The following is a 17639-nucleotide window of genomic DNA, read 5'->3' as shown; positions in this document are numbered from 1 at the left end:
CGATGGTAGTGTGGGGTTTCCCCATGTGAGAGTAGGTCATCGTCAAGATTCATTTCGCAAAACCCCTATCTGCGCAAGCAGGTAGGGGTTTTGTCTTTTCTGCTTTGATCAACCGCGGGCCAGTTCCGCGAGATGTGCAGTGGCCTCTTCGCTCTTGAGGACCAATACATCGCCTTTCAGCGAATCGAGCACTACCTCGGAAGTATTGCCAATCAATGCCCCGGAAATGCCTGTGCGTGCGATCGTGCCGATCACCGTCACCACCGCATCGAGTTCCTTCTCGAAATGAGGGATCAGTACATCGGCCGGACCCTCTTCGACATGCAGCCGGTCTTCACTGATGTCGTATTCTGCCTGGAACGCACTGCAAGCCTCCCGATAACGTTTGTCTATGGTCTCGCTCAGCTGATAAGCCGGGTCTGAAGCTGCCAGCATGGGGGAGGGGTGAGCACTGATCACGTGAAGCTCTCCCTTGGTCAAGCTGGCGATGCCGTAGCCGTGGTCGATGATACTGGCATGCAGCCGCCGATGATCTTCGTCATCGTTACCGACATCCACGGCCGCGAGAATCTTGCCTTCGGTCCAGGGGCGTTCGCTTTTGACCATCAATACGGCGCAAGGGCAAAGACGCAGCAATTTCCAGTCACTGGGCGTCAGCAGTGCCTTGCGTAGCGGATTGTCCGGCCGGTGTTCCTTGATTACCAGGTCACAGCCCTCGGCCTGCTGGACGGCGATGATTGACTCGTGCAGGCTCTCCTTCCAGTTCTGTTCATGGGAAACATTATCGTAGCCATCGTCATGCAGCTGACTGCTGAGCAGGCTGAGCAATGCGTTGTGATCCTGCTTCTTGTCACACATGAGCAGATGTAGGCGTGCACCGGTCACGCGAGCGATCAGCTTTGCGCGGGTCAGCGCACGGCTGTGGGCATGTTCGGGGTCGAGGACGACAAGGATGCTACGGACAGCTTGCATGGGCGTGAACTCCCTTCAAAGGTGGCGGCCAATGCCAGACTATAGTCGGCGTCCGTCGCGCCGCTGTTTGATGTACATCAAGAAGCATAGTCACTGGCGCTAACAGTCGCCGCCGGTATAATCGCCGGTCCTGCCTGTACAGTGTGGTTGTATGCCTATGTCCCTGATCCCCGAAATCGATGCCTTCCTCGGCTGTCGCACTCCAGACGCCTGGATCGAAGCGGCGCTCGCCGACCAGGAAACCTTGCTCATCGACCACAAGAACTGTGAATTCAAGGCAGCCAGTACGGCCTTGAGCCTGATCGCCAAGTACAACACGCACCTGGACCTGATCAACATGATGTCGCGCCTGGCGCGTGAAGAGCTGGTGCATCATGAGCAGGTCCTGCGCCTGATGAAGCGCCGAGGGGTGCCGCTGCGGCCAGTGTCGGCGGGGCGCTATGCCTCAGGTCTGCGTCGGTTGGTTCGCGCCCATGAGCCGGTCAAGCTGGTGGATACCCTGGTCGTGGGGGCGTTCATCGAAGCCCGTAGCTGTGAGCGTTTCGCAGCCCTGGTTCCCCACCTTGATGAAGAGCTCGGCACCTTTTATCACGGCTTGCTGAAGAGTGAAGCGCGCCATTATCAGGGTTACCTGAAACTGGCGCACCACTACGGGGAAGAGGCGGATATCATCCGCCGTATTGAGCTGGTCCGGGAAGCGGAAGCTGAGCTGATCCAGTCCCCGGACCAGGAACTGCGTTTTCATAGTGGCATACCGATGGCGCAGGCCGCCTGACTCACCCGCGGCACGGCAACCCTTAGTATCGGCGGCCCAACAGTAGCCCTATCACCAGGCCGAAGCCTGCAGAAACGGCCACGGTTTGCCACGGATGTCCGCCGATATAGTCCTGGGTAGCGTCAACCACGGGTTGCGCTTTCGCGCGCACCTGGCTGGCAGCTTCCCGGGCCTGGCGCAGCTTCAGGCTGACCTGCGCGCGCAAGGTTTCGGCTTCCTCGCCAACCAGCGACGCGCTGTCGTTAAGCAATTTTTCCGACTCTTCGATCAATGCCTGCAGCTCGCTGAAAACCTGGTCCTTGATCTGGTCGTTGTTGGCTATTGCGGCAATTTTTCGGGCCATGAACTCGTCCTCGTCGATGGGGGTGAATAATCAATGGATGCCGGCGCGCCAGGAAAGTTGCGGCGGTTTCTCGATGATGCACCGCTACGGTGTAAGATAGCGGCCATTTGAACGAGCAGGTAATTCCATGAGTTTCAATCTGGCCAACAGGAGCTTCGAGGAACGGGCGCAGATCGAGGCAGAGAAGGCCCGGCTGTTCGAGCTGTGGCAGAACAACCTGGGCAAGGCAAAGGGCGAGGCTGCCCGGATCATTTCAGAAAAACCGCGGCGCAAGGGCAAATGGGCCGAGTGGGTGCGCGCCGAACTGGACGCCATGTCACCGCCTGAGTACGCCAATATGGTGCGCAGTGAAATCAACAAGATGATGGCGGCTGCCAGCGGTAACCGCTGACACCTTTTCACCTGGCAAATGCACAGTAGCGTTGAAACTTTTGGTCGTTATGAAAGATACTGTTTCTCATTAACGCCCGATAACTCCTCTTACTGGCAGTGCCTCCACCCAATGCCGACGTCTCCCGTGTCTGGTCTGCTGGCAAGTTTCCAGCAGCACTATGACGACCTCCTGCAGTTTCTGACCCGCCGCATGTGCGACCGTCAGCGCGCCGCCGACGTGGCGCAGGAGACCTACCTCAAGCTGGTGAAGATCGACGAGCAGGCCGTGTCGGTGTTGCATGCACGCAGTTTCATCTTTCGCGTGGCAGGCAACCTGGCCATCGACGCCCTGCGCCGTGAGCAGCGCCTCGCCGCGAGCCACGAGGACAGCGACGGTGCAGGGGAGGTGGCCTGCCCGGCACCGGCGCCGGAAGCGGCCCTATTGGCCCGCGAGCGCCTGCAGATCCTCGATGAAGGGTTGCTGCAACTGTCCGAAAATGCCCGCCAGGCCCTGCTGCTCAATCGCGTCGAAGGCCTGACCCAGGCTCAGATCGCACAACGACTGGGCGTCTCCGAGAGCATGGTGGCAAAATACATCGGCCAGGCCCTGCGCCACTGCCGCGACTGGCTCAAACATAACCATGACTGACACCTGGACCATGCCCGTGCCGCAGCCGATCAGCGATTTGTCCGACGATGCCCTCGACTGGCAGGTGCTGCTGCATTCGGGCAACGCCAGCGCGGCCGATCATGCGCGTTACCAGCGCTGGAGTCAGCTGAGCCCGGCGCATGCCGAGGCGGCGCGTGAGGCCGAGGCGCTCTGGCAGGATCTCGGGCAGACGCCGACTGCGCAAGCTTTCGAAGCGCCGCCCAAGCGCCGCCAGAAACGACACTGGGCCGCAGGCATCGCCGCTTCCCTGGTGCTGCTGGTGGCCGGCTATGGTGGGTGGCAGCAAGTGCCGGTGTGGTTGGCGGACTATCACACCGGCATGGGGCAGCGGCAGAGCGTCACCCTGGCCGACGGTTCACGGGTACTGCTCAACAGCGCCAGCGCCCTGAGCGTGGCCTTTACCGCCAGCGAGCGCAGGGTGTCGTTGCGGGCCGGCGAGGCGTTGTTCGAAACGGCTGAGGATCCACGGCCGTTTGTGGTCGAGACCGCCGGTGAGGCCGTGCAAGGCAGTGCAGCGACCTTCAGCGTGCGCCGCGATGGCCATGTGGTGCTGGCCAAAGGTCAAGCCCAGGTCGGAGCACGCAGCCTGACCGTGGCGCCCGACGCCAGCGCGCAGATGGCCTGGCAACGTGGCAAGCTGATCTTCAACGGCAAACCCCTTGGGCAGGTGCTGGCCGAACTCGAGCGTTACCAGCACGGCCGTATCCTGCTCTCCGACAGCAAGCTTGCGGCGCTTGAGGTCAGTGGCGTATTCGACCTGAACGAACCCCAGGCGTTGCTGCACACCCTCGAACAGCGTTACGGTCTCAAGGTCACCTACCTGCCGTGGCTGGCGGTGGTGCACTGAGCCTGTAGAAAATAATCGAAATTTTTTTCATTCGGCACTGCAAGTTCGTGTGAGCCAGATCGTCGTAGTGGGACTGATCAGTAACCAATCTCATTTACGACTTGTCTGGAAGCTCATTCGTGCCTCTCATGCCCAAGCCTTTGTACCGTTGCGGCGGTCGTTTCCATCATGCCTTGCTGTCTTGCAGCGCGCTGGCCGTGTTCGCTGGCCCCCTGCAAGTGTGGGCCGCCACGCAAACAGGGCAGGCACCGATAGAAACACGACAGGTGCAACTGGACCTGCCAGCACAATCCCTGGACCAGGCCCTGACTGCCTTCGCCGACCAGGCCGGGCTGCATCTTCTGTACACCACCGGCGATGTGGAGGGTCTGACCAGCCCGGCCTTGCAAGGCAGTTATAGCGTCGAGCAGGCACTGCAGCAGCTGCTCGCCGGCAGCGACATGGCCTGGCAGTTCAGCGATGCCCGCACGGTCACCTTGCGCAAAGCCGTCGCGCCGCCGCAGGCGGTCAACCTCAAGCCGATCGAAGTCAGCGTCGCCTCGCGCACCAGTACCGCCATCAGCGAAATCCCCGGCACCGTGTGGGTGGTCGATCAGCAGCAGCTGCGTGAACAGATCGACAGCGGTGTGAGCCTCAAGGAAGCCATCGGCAAGCTGGTTCCGGGCCTTGACCTGGCCCCGGAAGGCCGGACCAACTACGGCCAGAACATGCGCGGGCGCAACGTGCTGGTGATGATCGACGGGGTCAGTCAGAACAGCTCGCGCGGCCTGTCGCGCCAGTTCGACAGTATTTCGCCGTTCAACGTCGAGCGCGTCGAGGTGCTGTCCGGGGCCAGTGCCATCTATGGCGGTGGGGCCACCGGCGGCATCATCAACATCGTCACCAAAAAGGGCGAGCCGGGCCCTGCGCGTTTCGAGACCCAGCTCGGTGCCAGCAGCGGCTTCAACAACAGTGATGACCTGGCGACGCGTTTCGCGCAGTCCATCAGCGGCGGCAACGAGCGGGTCAATGCCCGCCTGGGGATCTCCGGTGAACAGAACGAAGCCTTTTACGACGGTGCGGGCGAGCAGATCTTCATCGACAACACCCAGACCGACCTGCAGTACAACCGCACTATCGACGTGCTCGGCACCATCGGCCTGAAGCTGACCGATGAGCAAAGCCTCGACCTGCTGGCCCAGTACTACGATTCCGGTAACCACGGCAGCACCGGTATCTATTTCCCCAATCTCAACTACAACGCGCCTTCCGATCTTGAAGACGCGGAACTGCGCAGCGGCTACTCGTCCGACCTGGAGCCGCGTACCCGGCGCCTGTTGCTCAACGCCAACTACCACCATACCGACGTATTGGGCCAGGACTTCTACCTGCAAGCCTCCTATCGCAAGGAAGACGACAACTTCTACCCGTTCCCGTATTACAACCGCGCCACGCCTACCGGCTCACGTGGGGTGTATTTCGCCGCCTCGCAGCAGAACTTCGAAGTCACCAGCCTCAAGGGCCTGTTCGCCAAGCAGTGGGACACGCTGAAGCTCACCTATGGCGTCGACCTCGACCGCGAACGCTTCAACGCCGACCAAACCACCTTCAATGCCCTGACCTCATCCGAGAGCGGTGGCCTGGACCTGGACAAAGAGAGCAAGACCGCGCGCTACCCCAGTTATCGCGTGGACGGTGTCTCGGTCTATGCCCAGCTGGATTGGCACGCCACCGACAACCTGACCCTCTCCGGCGGCGCCCGGCGCCAGCAGATGGACGTGGATGTCAGTGATTTCAAAGGCGTGCCCGGCGGCAGCAACGATTACCAGGTCAACCTGTACAACGTCGGCGCCATCTACGACTTCAAGAATGGCCATCAGGTCTGGACCAACTACGGCGAGGGCTTCGACCTGCCGGACCCGGCCAAGTACTACGGCAAGCCGGGCCTGAGCGTGGCGGACAACCCTTTGGCCGGCATCAAGAGCCGCCAGATCGAGCTAGGCTGGCGCTACGCTGACCTGGATTGGGATGCCCAGGCCGCGCTGTACTACATCTGGTCGGACAAGATCATCAACGTCGATTCGCAGACGCTGACCATCAACGTGGAAGACCAGAAGAGCCGAGACTTCGGCTTCGAAGGCGCATTGACCCGGCACTTCCAGAGCGGCTGGGAGGCTGGCGGCACGCTGCACCTGACCCGTTCCGAAGAAGAGGATGCCGACGGTGACTGGATCAAGCGCGATGCCCGTTATGCCTCCCTGTCCAAGTCCACGGCGTTCGTCGGCTGGAAGGGTGATGGGCGCAGTGCGCGGCTGCAGGCCAACCATGCGTTCAGCCTGAAGGATGATGCCGATCACGAGATCGACGGGTACACCACCTTCGATCTGCTGGGCAGTCAGGACACAGGCTTCGGCACCTTCAGCGCCGGTATCCAGAACCTGTTGGACAAGCAGTACAGCACCGTGTGGGGGCAGCGGGCGACGTTGTTCTACTCGCCCACTTATGGCCCGGCGTACTTGTATGACTACCAAGGGCGGGGGCGCACCTACACGCTGACCTGGAGCATGGCTTACTGATTCTGGGTGGCTGCGCGGGCCTCATCGCCGGCAAGCCGGCTCCCACAGGTACATCACAGGCCTGGAACACTGTGGCGAACCTGTGGGAGCCGGCTTGCCGACGATGAGGCCCGCGCAGACGATCAGCCAAACGCCGTCAGCAGATCCTCCACAAACGCCCGCTGCGCCTCCCCAGGCACCTGCCCCCGATGCCTGGCCAAGGTAAACGGCACCACAAAGTCCAACCCCTCATCCAGCGCCCACAACAAACCCTGATCCTCCCACCCCTGAGCGCAATGGCTCGGCAGATACCCCATGTGCCGCCCCGAGAGAATGAACATCAACACACTCTCGATCTGTTCGGCCACGGCCATGCTGCGCAGGCTCTGGAACGGCTCGCCGCCCTTGAGAAAACGATAGGGGTGGCGCACCTGGTCCGCCTCCAGCAACTGCTCGCGAGGCACCTGCGCCAGGCCGAACAACGGGTGCCCCTTGCCGCAGTACAAACGCTGGCGCTCTTCGAACAGCGGCTGGTAATCGAACGCCGCCTGGTTGCCGGAAAAGTAACTGATGGCGCAGTCCAGACGCTGCTCCAGCAATAACCGCTCAAGCTCCGCAGGTGGCGCACTGATCAGCTCCATTTGCACCGCTTCATCCCGTTCGCGAAAGCGTGAAATGGTCTGCGCCAGGCGCAGGCTGACGGTTGCATCCTGGTTTTCCGCCATGCCCACCCGCACCGTGCCCAGCAAGCGCCCACCCACGCCATTGGCATGCTGGCGGAACCGCTCGATATCCAGCAGCAAGCCACGCGCGGCTTCCAGCAACAGCTCGCCCTTTTCCGTCAGGCTGAAACCAGCCTTGCCACGGCTGCACAGGCGATAGCCCAGGCGTGCCTCCAGCTGTGCCATGCGCTGGCTGATGGTGGGCTGGCTCAGCCCCGACACGCCTTGGGCGGCGCTGAAGCCGCCGGCCTCGACAACCGTGATGAACAGCCGCAACAGGTGCAGGTCAGGGTCGTGCAGTTGTCCGAGCATCACATTGCTCCTGGTGAATGTCAGCTTTGCAAAGTTGCCATTCTTGCAATGTAACTCGGCTGGCATGCTGACGGCATCCACCCATTGTTCGAGGTGTCCGTCATGCGTCGTTCGCTGTGTCTGTTGTCCCTGTGCCTGGCCTTGCCGCTGCAGGCCGAAGAGAAGGTCGTCAACCTTTACAGCTGGGCCGATTATGTCGCCCCGCAAACGCTGCAGCGGTTCGAGCAGGAGACCGGCTACAAGGTGCGTTATGACACCTTCGACACCACCGAGGTGCTGGAAACCAAGCTGTTGACCGGTGGCAGTGGTTATGACGTGGTCGTGCCGTCATCCACCGTGCTGGCGCGGGCACTCAAGGCCAAGGCCCTGCAGCCGCTGGATGCGCAACGCATGCCCGGTTACGCCAACCTCGACACGGACCTGCTGGGCAAACTCGCCGAGGCCGACCCCGGTAACCGCTATGCGGTGCCCTATACCTGGGGCACCTTGGGCCTGGGGGTGAATGTCGAGGCGGTGCGCCAGCGCCTGGGCGACGTGCCGCTGGACAGCCTGGACCTGCTGTTCAAACCCGAATACGCCAGCCGCCTCAAGGAATGTGGCATCGCCATGCCCGATTCGCCGCAGGAAGTGATCGGCGTAGCCCTCAACTACCTGGGCAAAGACCCGTACAGCCAGGACAAGGCCGACCTTGCCCAGGCGCAGAGCCTGTTGAGCCAGCTGCAGCCCTCGATCAGCTATGTCGCCAATGGCCGACAGATCAGCGACCTGGCCAATGGCAGAGTGTGCCTGGCGCTGACCTACAACGGCGATGCGGCCATGGCCGCCGACCAGGCGCGCCGCGCCGGCAAACCGTTCGAGCTGATCTACCGTATCCCCCGCGAAGGGACGCTCATCTGGCAGGACAACCTGGTCATTCCCAAGGACGCGCCGCACCCGGAGGCGGCCCGGGCCTTCATCGCCTTCATGCTCAAGCCGGAATCGGTGGCCGCACTGACCAACACCCTGTACTTCGCCAATGCCAACCAGGCGGCCACGCCCCTGGTCGACGAGGCGGTGCGCAATGACCCGGATATCTACCCGCCCGCAGCGGTGCGCGAGCGCCTGTACGGCGACCGCAGCATGGCGTTGTCCGACCTGCGCCAGCGCAATCGGTTGTGGACGGCTTTCCGCACCCGTCAGTAAACCGCTAATCACAAAGGAGCCCGACCGTGGAGCAAGCCCAGAACAACGACCAGGCCATGACCCGCGACAGCCTGTATGGCACCGCTGCGGAAAGTACCTACGCCGGTATCACCAGTTTTTCCCGCCGTCGCTACAGCCGCGACCTGCGCGGGGTGGATGTAGTCGTCAGCGGAGTGCCCTTCGACACCGCCACCAGCAACCGCCCGGGCGCGCGTTTCGGGCCGCGGGCGATCCGCGCCGCTTCGGTGCAGCAGGCCTGGGCCCGTCACTGGCCCTGGGCGTTCGACCCGTTCGACCACCTGGCCGTCATCGATTATGGCGATTGCCCGTTCGATAACGGTACGCCGCAGTCGGTGCCGGACAGCATCGAGGCGCATGCCACGCACATTCTGCAGGCCGGCTGCGCGATGCTCACCCTGGGCGGCGACCATTTCATCAGTTACCCGTTGCTCAAGGCCCATGCCAGCCGCCACGGCCCGTTGGCCCTGATCCACTTCGATGCGCACAGTGACACGTGGCCGGACGAGGAGGGCAAGCGCATCGACCATGGCACCATGTTCTGGCATGCCGCCCGTGAAGGCCTGGTGGACCCGTCCTGCTCCGTGCAGGTCGGCTTGCGCACCACCAATGACGACAGCCAGGGCTTCGCCATCCTCGATGCCCGGCAAGTCCATCGCCAAGGCACCGAGGCGATCATTGCGGCGATCCGCCAGCGGGTCGGTGAGCGCCCGGTGTACCTGACCTTCGATATAGATTGCCTCGACCCCGCCTATGCGCCGGGCACCGGCACTCCCGTGTGTGGCGGCCTGAGCACGGTGCAGGCGCTGGAGATACTCGGCGGGCTGCGCGGCATCAATCTGGTGGGCATGGACCTGGTGGAGGTGGCACCGGCCTATGACCATGCCGATATCACGGCCTTGGCCGGCGCGACCTTGGCCATGGAGATGCTCTGCCTGTACGCCGCACGGCACAAAGTCGATACAGCCCTGTGACAAGGGCTGTACGGCCCCCCTGGCAGGTTCATACTGAAACATCAGGAATCGCATTCACACTTTTGCCGCGAACCCATCGCGCCTTAGGCTATCCAACGCACGAGGCGCGCCTTTTCGTACGGGAGGTGAAGCATGAATCTTACATTGCCAACCCTGGCCATCGGCCTGCTGCTGTGCCTGCCGGCGCAGGCTGCTGCGCCGCAGCCGCTGAAGCTCGCGGCCAGCAATAACAACCCTTACAACAGCCCGATCCAACGCGCCAACCCCAACAGCCGCCAGGGCAGCATGTCGGCTACCCCGCCGGTGCGTGGGCCTTCGACCCAGCCCATCCAGCGCACGCCCAGTCTGGACAACCGTGGCATCGGCAACGGCGACAACCTGCGGCGCCAGCAGCAGACACCCAACCTGGAACCCACTCGGCCTGCACGCGACACCCAACGCGTGCCCTGAGCCCCTCGAAAGGAATTGCGCATGACCAAAGCTACCTGGCTGGCCACCCTGACCGCGGCCGCATTGCTGCCGATGTTGGCGCAGGCCGCTTCCGAGCAGCAGTTCCCCAGCGAGGAAGGGCAGGTCACTGTCAGTACCCTGGCGGACGGCTTGCGCAACCCATGGGCGTTGGCGTTCCTGCCAGGCGGCAAGGACATGCTGGTCACCGAGCGCCCTGGCAACCTGCGCCTGGTCAACGCCGAAGGCAAGGTTGGACCGCCCATCAGCGGTGTGCCCAAGGTCTGGGCCGAAGGGCAAGGCGGCCTGCTTGACGTGGTACTTTCGCCGGAGTTCGGCAAGGATCGCACCGTTTACCTCTCCTTTGCCGAAGAAGGGAGTGATGGCAAGGCGGGCACCGCAGTGGGTCGCGGCCAGCTGACGGAGGATCGTGCACGGCTGGAGAATTTCACCGTGATTTTCCGCCAGCAGCCCAAACTGTCGGTCGGCAACCACTTTGGCTCGCGGCTGGTGTTCGACCGTGATGGCTACCTGTTCATCGCCCTGGGCGAGAACAACCAGCGGCCGACAGCACAGGACCTGGACAAGCTGCAGGGCAAGATCGTGCGCATCCTGCCCGACGGTGAAGTGCCGAAGGACAACCCCTTCGTCGGCAAGGACAACGTGCGCCCGGAGATCTGGTCGTTCGGCCATCGTAACCAGCAGGGCGCTGCACTCAACCCCTGGACGGGCAAGCTCTGGACCCACGAGCATGGCCCGCGCGGTGGTGATGAGGTCAATATCGTGCAGCCGGGCAAGAACTACGGTTGGCCGATCGCCACGCACGGCATCAACTATTCGCTACTGCCGATTCCCGAGGCCGAGGGCAAGCATGTCGACGGCATGGTCGACCCGCTCCATGTCTGGGAAAAATCGCCTGGCATCAGCGGCATGGCTTTTTACGACAACCCGACTTTCAAGGCTTGGGATCACAACCTGTTCATTGGTGCGCTGGTTAGCCAGGAGCTGATCCGCCTGCAGCTGGATGGCGACAAGGTCGTTCACGAAGAGCGTTTGCTGGGTGATTTGAAGGCGCGCATCCGCGATGTACGGGTAGGGCCGGATGGTTACCTCTATGTGCTGACCGATGCCAAGGATGGGCAGTTGCTGAAGGTCGGCCTGAGTGGTGGCTGAAGAGATTGTTGGTCTGCACCGGCCCTATCGCCGGCAAGCCGGCTCCCACAGGTTGGATCAAACAGGGTGAATGCCGTGGTGTATCTGTGGGAGCCGGCTTGCCGGCGATAGGGCCCTTGAACATAATGCCGCATGGCGCTCGATCCCCGATTCCTCTACCACAAAGCCCTCGCAGATCTTGGCTACGCCCCCGACCCGGCGCAGGCCCAGGCCGTCGACGCCCTGCAAGCCTGTTTCGAAGCCATCGAGCAGAGGCGCCCCACCCAGGGCCTCTACCTCTGGGGCCCGGTCGGCCGCGGCAAGACCTGGCTGATGGACCTGTTCCATCGCTGCCTGTCCGTCCCGTCGCGGCGCCAGCACTTTCACCATTTCATGGCCTGGGTCCACCAGCGGCTGTTCCAGCTCAATGGCACCGCCGACCCTTTGCAGGCGCTGGCCCGTGAACTGTCCGGGCAGATCCGCGTGCTGTGCTTCGACGAACTGTTCGTCAGCGACATCGGTGATGCAATCATCCTCGGCCGCCTGTTCCAGGTCCTGTTCGACCAGGGCGTGCTGGTGGTCGCCACCTCCAACCAGCCGCCCCAGCAGTTGTACCGCGACGGCTTCAATCGCGAGCGATTCCTGCCGGCAATCCGCGCCATCGAGCGTCAGATGCAGGTACTTCCGGTGGCTGGCGAGCAGGACCACCGCTTGCATCCGGGCGCGGCACGGCAACGCTACTGGGTAGCCGAAGCCGGCAAGCCAGGCAAGCTTGAGGCGGTGTTCCAGCAGCTCAGCCCGAACGACCCTGGCTGCACCCAGCCACTGTCGCTGGGTACACGGCAGATCCAGGTCATCCGCTACAGCGCCGAGGCAATCTGGTGCCGCTTCGCCGACCTGTGCGAGCAGCCGCTGGCCGCCATGGAATTCATGGCCTTGTGCGACCGTTTCCCGGCGATCCTGGTGGAGGGCGTACCGGCCTTGAGCGGGGAGCAGCGTGCAGGGCGGATCGCCCGTGGCACCGAAGATGGCGCGGCGCGCGTGGAGGCGGGCGATCGCGAATTGCCTGCCTTGTCGCCCAAGGATGACGCTGTGCGCCGCTTCATCGCCCTGGTCGATGAGTGCTACGACCGCAGGGTTGCCTTGTACCTGGAGGCGCAGGTCCCGCTGGATGCGCTCTACACTCAAGGGTATCTGGCGTTCCCGTACCAAAGGACCTTGAGCCGGCTACGGGAGATGCAACTGCAACGCTTCGCTTGAAGGAGCCGAACCATGGAGCCGTTGTCGCATCATCTGCTGACCCAGGCCTACAACAATGGCTGGGCCAACCACCGCCTGTACAAGGCTTGCCTGCAACTGACCCACGACGAATTCGTCGCCCCGCGTTGCAGCTTCTTTCCGTCGATCAAGGCCACCCTCAACCATCTGCTGACGGTGGACTGGTTCTACCTGCACATGCTCGAGTGCGAGCAGCGCGGCGAGGCACCAGGGGCCGACGGCGAACGCTTCTTCGACCCGGAACAGCCGTTCGCCACCTGCGCTGACCTGCATGCCGAACAGGCCCAGGCCGACCACCGGCTGATTGCCTACTGCAGCGTGCTGCACGACGATCAATTGGCCCGCTATGTGAGCATCGTGCGCCCCGACCGGGTGCAGCGCGAACAGCGCCTGAGATTGCTGTCGCACCTGTTCGAGCACCAGATCCACCACCGTGGGCAGGTGCATGCCATGCTCAGCGACACGGCGGTACGGCCACCGCAGCTGGATGAGTTTTTCTGCGAGGAAGAAGGCAGTTTGCGGGCTTCGGATTTTGCCGAACTTGGCTGGACAGAAGGGCAGGTCTGGAAGGGCTAGCTGTAGGTACAGCGCTACTTTCAAGGTCCGGCTGCGGACCCGTTGTGGGAGCGGGCTTGCCCCGCGAAGCAGGCGCCGCGTTGCCTGGCACCGGCTTTGCCGGTGTTCGCGGGGCAGGCCCGCTCCCACCCATCTATTCGATCAAGGTGCCAACCACTCGATGAGGGTCTTGTTGAAGCGCCTTGGCTCTTCGATCTGCGGCGCATGCCCCATGCCTTCGAAGGTCACCAGTTCGCCGTGCGGAATCAGTTTCGCGACCTTCGGCCCAAGCTCCTTGTACTTGCCCAGCTGCGCCTTGACCTCGGGCGGGGCGATGTCACTGCCGATGGCGGTGGTGTCCTGGTCACCGATCACCAGCAGGGTCGGCATCTTCAGGTCACTGAACTCGTGGTACACCGGTTGGGTGAAGATCATGTCGTAGATCAGCGCCGAGTTCCACGCCACCGCTTCATGTCCCGGCCCCTTGTTCAGCCCCACCAGCATCTGCACCCAGCGCTCGTACTCGGGCTTCCAGCGCCCGGCGTAGTAAGTCTTGCGCTCATACTCACGCACGCCCTCGGCGTCGAGCTTCAGTTCGCGCTCATACCACTGATCCACCGTGCGGTACGGCACGCCCAGGGCTTTCCAGTCCTCCAGGCCGATCGGGTTGACCATCGCCAGGCGCTCGACCTGCTGCGGGTACATCAACGCGTATCGGGTGGCAAGCATGCCACCGGTGGAGTGGCCGAGCACAATCACCTTCTGGATGCCCAGATGTTCGAGCAGGGCATGGGTGTTGCTGGCCAGTTGCTGGAAGCTGTATTGGTAATGCGCCGGCTTGCTCGACGTGCAGAAGCCGACCTGGTCGGCGGCGATAACCCGATAGCCGGCCTGGCTGAGGGCGTCGATGGTGGTTTCCCAGGTGGCCGCGCAGAAGTTCTTGCCGTGCATCAACAACACGCTGCGGCCATTGGCCTGGCCTTTGGCCGGTACATCCATGTAGCCCATCTGCAGGGGCTGGCCCTGGGACTGGAAGTCGTAGTGCTTGAGGGGGTGAGGGTAGCTGAAGCCTTCGAGTTGCTTGCCGTAGGTGGGCGTTTCGGCGGCGAGGGCCGGGGCGCCGACAAGGCAGGCCAGGGCCAGGGCGGTTGCGCGCAGCATGGGGGCACTCCGTGTAGGACCATGTAGGAATTGGCGACTGTAGCAGTCAGTGGACCACCTTAAACGTTAAAGGTGTCACCAACTGTTAAACCAGCCCAGGGTAATCAGCGCCACGACGATGTAGCGCCCGCCCTTGGCCAGCGTCACCAGCAGCATGAAGCGCCAGAACGGCTCACGCATGATCCCGGCGATCAGGGTCAACGGATCGCCGATCACCGGCATCCAGCTGAGCAGCAGCGACCATTTCCCCCAGCGCTGATAGCGCTGCTGGGCGCGTTCCAGCTGGGTGGCGCTGAACGGAAACCAGCGCCTGTCGCGCAGGTGTTCGATGGCCCGGCCCAAGAGCCAATTGACCAGCGAGCCCAGCACATTGCCCGCCGTGGCGATCAGCAACAGGGTCAACCAGGCCTCGGGCTGGCGCAGCAGCAGGCCCACCAGCACCGCCTCCGACTGCAGGGGCAGCAGGGTGGCGGCGCCGAAGGCGCTGAGGAACAGCGCCCAGAAGCTGAGCATCAGTAGCTGGCGACCACGGTGTCCTGGCCATCCTGGGTTACGCCGATGACCTGGTAGGCGTCCTTGTGGTCACCCATCTCCATGCCTGGCGAGCCCATGGGCATGCCGGGCACGGCCAGGCCCTTGAGGTCGGCGCGCTTGGCCAGCAGGCGCACCTGTTCGGCCGGCACATGGCCTTCGACGAACTTGCCCTCGATCACCCCGGTGTGGCACGACGCCAGACGCGGCGCCACGCCCAGGCGCTGTTTCACAGCGCTCATGTTCGGTTCGACATGGTCGTTGACGGTGAAACCGTTGTCGCGCAGGTGGCTGATCCACTCCTTGCAGCAGCCGCAGTTGGGATCGCGGTAAACGTCGATGGTCTCGGCGGCCTGGGCCAGGCCGGTGATGGCCAGCAGGCCGAAGGTGAGCAGGTGTTTACGCAGCATGGTCGAACGACTCCTTTAAAAACGCAGGCGCACGCCTGCCACCAGGCGGGTCTGGGCGAGGTCTTCGCCGCGCTCCCGCGCCTGGTCGGCGCGATTGCCGTGCAGGCGGTCGAAGCTTACCCCGATATAGGGGGCGAAGCCGCGGGTGATTTCATAGCGCAGGCGCAGGCCGATTTCGCTGTCGGCCAGCCCTGCGCCTTGCTCGTGGCCAGCAGCATTGCGGCCGAAGAAATTGGCTTCGACGGTTGGCTCGAGGATCCAGCGGTTGGTCAGCAGCATAGCGTAAGCGGCTTCCAGGCGCAGCGCGGTCTGTTGTCGCTCGCCCGCGTAGGCCGTGGCTTCCAGCTCCAGGCCATACAGGGGCGTGCCCTGGATGCCAAAAGCCGCCCAGGTCTGGCCGCTGGCGGGCTTGAAGTCCTGGCGCACACCGCCGACCAGTTCCCACCAGGGGCTGATGGCATGGCCCCACAGCGCCTGCAGTTCAGCCTTGTGGGTCTTGCCCTGTTCGCGCTCGCCTTCGCTGCGCAGCCACAGGCGGTCGACATCGCCACCGATCCAGGCCGTGGCGTTCCAGTTCAGGGCGCTGCTGCTTTCAAAGTGCTGGTATTCCAGCTGGTCAACGATGACCGCCCAGTTGATGGCGCGATCATGCACCTGGTGGTTGGACGAGGGCGTAGCGCCGGCCATGGCCCGCTCGCTGTTCAGCAGTGCCAGCAAGGCCAGGCTGGTGACGATGTGCCTGTTGATCTCATTCATCGACCCGTACCTCGCGGAACATGCCGGTCTCCATGTGGTAGAGCAGGTGGCAGTGATAGGCCCAGCGGCCCGGGGTATCGGCGCTGACCCGGTAGCTGCGCCGGCTGCCGGGCGGGATGTCGACGGTGTGCTTGCGCACCAGAAAGCGCCCATGCTCGTCTTCCAGGTCGCTCCACAGACCGTGCAGGTGGATGGGGTGGGTCATCATGGTGTCGTTGACCAGGGTGATGCGCACCCGCTCGCCGTAGGCCAGGTGCAGCGGCGCGGCATCACTGAATTTGATGCCGTCGAACGACCAGGCGAAGCGCTCCATGTGCCCGGTCAGGTGCAGTTCGATGTCCCGTGAGGGCTCGCGGCCGTCCGGGTCGGGGTAGGGGCTGCGCAGGTCGGCGTAGGTCAGCACCCGCCGGCCATTGCCACGCAGGCCGATGCCAGGGTCGTCCAGGTTGGCGCGCGGGGCCATGGTCTGCATGTCCACCAGCGGATTGTCGGTTTCGCTGGCAGGGTGCTGCTGCATCGGCGCCATGGCCGAATGGTCCATGCCGGCCATGCTGCTGTGATCCATCCCGGCCATGTTGCTGTGGTCCATGCTCGCCATGGCGCCGTGGCCCATGTCGGCCATGCTCAGCACAGGGCGTGGGTCGAGTTCCGGCACCGGTGCCTGCAACCCCACAGCGCGGGCCAGGGTGCCGCGGGCATAGCCGCTGCGGTCCATGCTCTGGGCGAAGAGGGTGTAGGCGGGCAGGTCGCCGACACTCACCAGCACGTCGTAGGTTTCGGCCACCGCGATACGCAGCTCGTCTACCGTCACGGGCGTCACCGGCAGGCCGTCGGCGGCGATCACCGTGAGCGCCAGGCCGGGAATGCGGAAGTCGAAGTAGGTCATGGCCGAGGCATTGATCAGCCGTAGGCGCACGGTTTCACCTGGCTGGAACAGGCAGGTGAAATTGCCGTCCGGTGGTTGGCCGTTGAGCAGGTAGGTATAGGTGGCGCCGCTGATGTCGGCGAGGTCGGTGGGGCTCATGCGCATGCGCGCCCAGGCCAGGCGCTCGTCGACGGTGTTGCTCCAGCCCTTTTGCGCGACGTCGTCGATGAAGTCGCCCAGCGTGCGCTTGTGGTAGTTGAAGGCATCGGACTGTTTCTTCAAGGTTGCCAGCAGCGCTTGAGGTGATTCATCCGACCAGTCGCTGAACAGCAGCACATGGTCACGCTGGTAGCGGTGCACCTCGGGTTCGCGCGGTTCGATGACGATCGCGCCGTAGACCCCGGCCTGTTCCTGCAACCCGGAATGGCTGTGGTACCAGTACGTGCCGTTCTGGCGCAGGGTAAAGCGGTAGCGGTAATCGCCACCGGGCGCAATGCCGGCGAAGCTCAGGCCGGGTACGCCGTCCATGTCGCTGGGCAAGAGGATGCCGTGCCAGTGGATCGAGGTGTCCTGCGCCAGCCGGTTTCGCACCCGCAGGGTCACCGTGTCGCCTTCGCGCCAGCGCAGCAGGGGGCCGGGCAGGCTGCCGTTGACGGTCAGCGCCGTGCGCGGGCGGCCGGTGATGTTGACAGGCGTCTGGCCGATGTACAGCTCGAAGTGCTGGCCGGCCAGGGCGTGGCCATCGGCGGCATGGGCCAGCGGC

18 protein-coding genes and 1 pseudogene are annotated in these 17639 nt (G+C 63.5%); 11 read left to right on the top strand and 8 right to left on the bottom strand.

Translation table 11 applies throughout. From position 1 onward, the window contains the following. Positions 1–108 precede the first annotated feature (108 nt). Positions 109–972, bottom strand: a complete 864-nt coding sequence (locus PMI38_RS16405; RefSeq protein ID WP_008096081.1) for a universal stress protein — start codon at positions 970–972, stop codon at positions 109–111. Between the two features lie 157 nt (positions 973–1129). Between PMI38_RS16405 and PMI38_RS16400 the strand changes: the two genes are divergently transcribed. Beyond that, on the top strand, positions 1130–1747 hold the full coding sequence (locus PMI38_RS16400; protein ID WP_008096079.1) for a tRNA-(ms[2]io[6]A)-hydroxylase: 618 nt from the start codon (positions 1130–1132) through the stop codon (positions 1745–1747). Positions 1748–1769: 22 nt separating this feature from the next. Here PMI38_RS16400 and PMI38_RS16395 read toward each other — a convergent pair whose 3' ends face one another. Beyond that, on the bottom strand, positions 1770–2090 hold the full coding sequence (locus tag PMI38_RS16395; RefSeq protein WP_008096077.1) for a DUF883 family protein: 321 nt from the start codon (positions 2088–2090) through the stop codon (positions 1770–1772). A gap of 127 nt (positions 2091–2217) precedes the next feature. On the opposite strand from PMI38_RS16395, the gene PMI38_RS16390 reads away from it, so the two are divergent. The 4 genes and pseudogenes from PMI38_RS16390 (at position 2218) to PMI38_RS16375 (ending at position 6534) form a co-directional block, all read left to right on the top strand. After that, entirely contained in the window at positions 2218–2481 is a 264-nt protein-coding gene (locus PMI38_RS16390; RefSeq protein WP_008096076.1) for a hypothetical protein, read from the top strand. A gap of 111 nt (positions 2482–2592) precedes the next feature. Continuing rightward, positions 2593–3099 (top strand): annotated as a pseudogene (locus PMI38_RS16385) (RNA polymerase sigma factor); the annotation flags it as partial. Positions 3100–3103: 4 nt separating this feature from the next. After that, positions 3104–3979 (top strand): FecR family protein, encoded by an 876-nt coding sequence (locus PMI38_RS16380; protein WP_043273786.1) that lies wholly within the window; start codon positions 3104–3106, stop codon positions 3977–3979. 128 nt (positions 3980–4107) lie between these two features. Continuing rightward, positions 4108–6534, top strand: coding sequence for a TonB-dependent siderophore receptor (locus PMI38_RS16375; RefSeq protein ID WP_008096073.1), 2427 nt, complete (start codon positions 4108–4110; stop codon positions 6532–6534). 122 nt (positions 6535–6656) lie between these two features. Here the strand turns inward: PMI38_RS16375 and PMI38_RS16370 are convergent, their stop codons facing one another. Next, positions 6657–7547: a LysR family transcriptional regulator gene (locus tag PMI38_RS16370; RefSeq protein ID WP_008096072.1), complete on the bottom strand. Its 891-nt coding sequence runs from the start codon at positions 7545–7547 to the stop codon at positions 6657–6659. A gap of 102 nt (positions 7548–7649) precedes the next feature. Between PMI38_RS16370 and PMI38_RS16365 the strand changes: the two genes are divergently transcribed. From PMI38_RS16365 to PMI38_RS16340, 6 genes are all read left to right on the top strand, one after another. Continuing rightward, on the top strand, positions 7650–8729 hold the full coding sequence (locus PMI38_RS16365; RefSeq protein WP_008096071.1) for an extracellular solute-binding protein: 1080 nt from the start codon (positions 7650–7652) through the stop codon (positions 8727–8729). Positions 8730–8755: 26 nt separating this feature from the next. Beyond that, a complete protein-coding gene (gene speB / locus PMI38_RS16360; protein ID WP_008096070.1) occupies positions 8756–9721 on the top strand; it encodes an agmatinase in 966 nt (321 codons plus the stop codon). Between the two features lie 132 nt (positions 9722–9853). Then, entirely contained in the window at positions 9854–10171 is a 318-nt protein-coding gene (locus PMI38_RS16355; protein WP_008096069.1) for a hypothetical protein, read from the top strand. 21 nt (positions 10172–10192) lie between these two features. Then, on the top strand, positions 10193–11341 hold the full coding sequence (locus PMI38_RS16350) for a PQQ-dependent sugar dehydrogenase (RefSeq protein ID WP_008096067.1): 1149 nt from the start codon (positions 10193–10195) through the stop codon (positions 11339–11341). A 132-nt stretch (positions 11342–11473) separates the two neighbouring features. After that, entirely contained in the window at positions 11474–12580 is a 1107-nt protein-coding gene (gene zapE, locus PMI38_RS16345) for a cell division protein ZapE (protein ID WP_008096065.1), read from the top strand. 12 nt (positions 12581–12592) lie between these two features. After that, on the top strand, positions 12593–13174 hold the full coding sequence (locus PMI38_RS16340; protein ID WP_008096064.1) for a DinB family protein: 582 nt from the start codon (positions 12593–12595) through the stop codon (positions 13172–13174). Between the two features lie 141 nt (positions 13175–13315). Here PMI38_RS16340 and PMI38_RS16335 read toward each other — a convergent pair whose 3' ends face one another. The 5 genes from PMI38_RS16335 to PMI38_RS16315 all read right to left on the bottom strand — a co-directional run. Then, positions 13316–14314, bottom strand: a complete 999-nt coding sequence (locus PMI38_RS16335; RefSeq protein ID WP_008096062.1) for an alpha/beta fold hydrolase — start codon at positions 14312–14314, stop codon at positions 13316–13318. A gap of 75 nt (positions 14315–14389) precedes the next feature. Further along, positions 14390–14827 (bottom strand): YqaA family protein, encoded by a 438-nt coding sequence (locus PMI38_RS16330; RefSeq protein ID WP_008096060.1) that lies wholly within the window; start codon positions 14825–14827, stop codon positions 14390–14392. Next, the gene (locus tag PMI38_RS16325; protein WP_008096058.1) at positions 14827–15255 is read right to left on the bottom strand and encodes a DUF411 domain-containing protein; all 429 of its coding nucleotides are present in this window, start codon (positions 15253–15255) and stop codon (positions 14827–14829) included. The genes PMI38_RS16330 and PMI38_RS16325 overlap by 1 nt, the downstream gene beginning before the upstream one ends. A gap of 15 nt (positions 15256–15270) precedes the next feature. Continuing rightward, positions 15271–16011 (bottom strand): copper resistance protein B, encoded by a 741-nt coding sequence (locus PMI38_RS16320; RefSeq protein WP_008096056.1) that lies wholly within the window; start codon positions 16009–16011, stop codon positions 15271–15273. Continuing rightward, the coding region (locus tag PMI38_RS16315) for a copper resistance system multicopper oxidase (protein ID WP_008096054.1) at positions 16004–17639 on the bottom strand (1636 nt) is incomplete at its 5' end. The genes PMI38_RS16315 and PMI38_RS16320, both read right to left, overlap by 8 nt.

Source organism: Pseudomonas sp. GM84, from assembly GCF_000282535.1.
GTDB lineage: Bacteria > Pseudomonadota > Gammaproteobacteria > Pseudomonadales > Pseudomonadaceae > Aquipseudomonas.
This window is presented reverse-complemented; position numbering and strand designations above follow the sequence as displayed.

Bases quoted from the DNA above. Each gene is read 5' to 3' on its own strand.
- PMI38_RS16405 (WP_008096081.1), bottom strand. From the start codon at position 972: ATGCAAGCTGTCCGTAGCATCCTTGTCGTCCTCGACCCCGAACATGCC.
- PMI38_RS16400 (WP_008096079.1), top strand. From the start codon at position 1,130: ATGTCCCTGATCCCCGAAATCGATGCCTTCCTCGGCTGTCGCACTCCA.
- PMI38_RS16395 (WP_008096077.1), bottom strand. From the start codon at position 2,090: ATGGCCCGAAAAATTGCCGCAATAGCCAACAACGACCAGATCAAGGAC.
- PMI38_RS16390 (WP_008096076.1), top strand. From the start codon at position 2,218: ATGAGTTTCAATCTGGCCAACAGGAGCTTCGAGGAACGGGCGCAGATC.
- PMI38_RS16380 (WP_043273786.1), top strand. From the start codon at position 3,104: ATGACTGACACCTGGACCATGCCCGTGCCGCAGCCGATCAGCGATTTG.
- PMI38_RS16375 (WP_008096073.1), top strand. From the start codon at position 4,108: ATGCCCAAGCCTTTGTACCGTTGCGGCGGTCGTTTCCATCATGCCTTG.
- PMI38_RS16370 (WP_008096072.1), bottom strand. From the start codon at position 7,547: ATGCTCGGACAACTGCACGACCCTGACCTGCACCTGTTGCGGCTGTTC.
- PMI38_RS16365 (WP_008096071.1), top strand. From the start codon at position 7,650: ATGCGTCGTTCGCTGTGTCTGTTGTCCCTGTGCCTGGCCTTGCCGCTG.
- PMI38_RS16355 (WP_008096069.1), top strand. From the start codon at position 9,854: ATGAATCTTACATTGCCAACCCTGGCCATCGGCCTGCTGCTGTGCCTG.
- PMI38_RS16350 (WP_008096067.1), top strand. From the start codon at position 10,193: ATGACCAAAGCTACCTGGCTGGCCACCCTGACCGCGGCCGCATTGCTG.
- zapE (WP_008096065.1), top strand. From the start codon at position 11,474: ATGGCGCTCGATCCCCGATTCCTCTACCACAAAGCCCTCGCAGATCTT.
- PMI38_RS16340 (WP_008096064.1), top strand. From the start codon at position 12,593: ATGGAGCCGTTGTCGCATCATCTGCTGACCCAGGCCTACAACAATGGC.
- PMI38_RS16335 (WP_008096062.1), bottom strand. From the start codon at position 14,314: ATGCTGCGCGCAACCGCCCTGGCCCTGGCCTGCCTTGTCGGCGCCCCG.
- PMI38_RS16330 (WP_008096060.1), bottom strand. From the start codon at position 14,827: ATGCTCAGCTTCTGGGCGCTGTTCCTCAGCGCCTTCGGCGCCGCCACC.
- PMI38_RS16325 (WP_008096058.1), bottom strand. From the start codon at position 15,255: ATGCTGCGTAAACACCTGCTCACCTTCGGCCTGCTGGCCATCACCGGC.
- PMI38_RS16320 (WP_008096056.1), bottom strand. From the start codon at position 16,011: ATGAATGAGATCAACAGGCACATCGTCACCAGCCTGGCCTTGCTGGCA.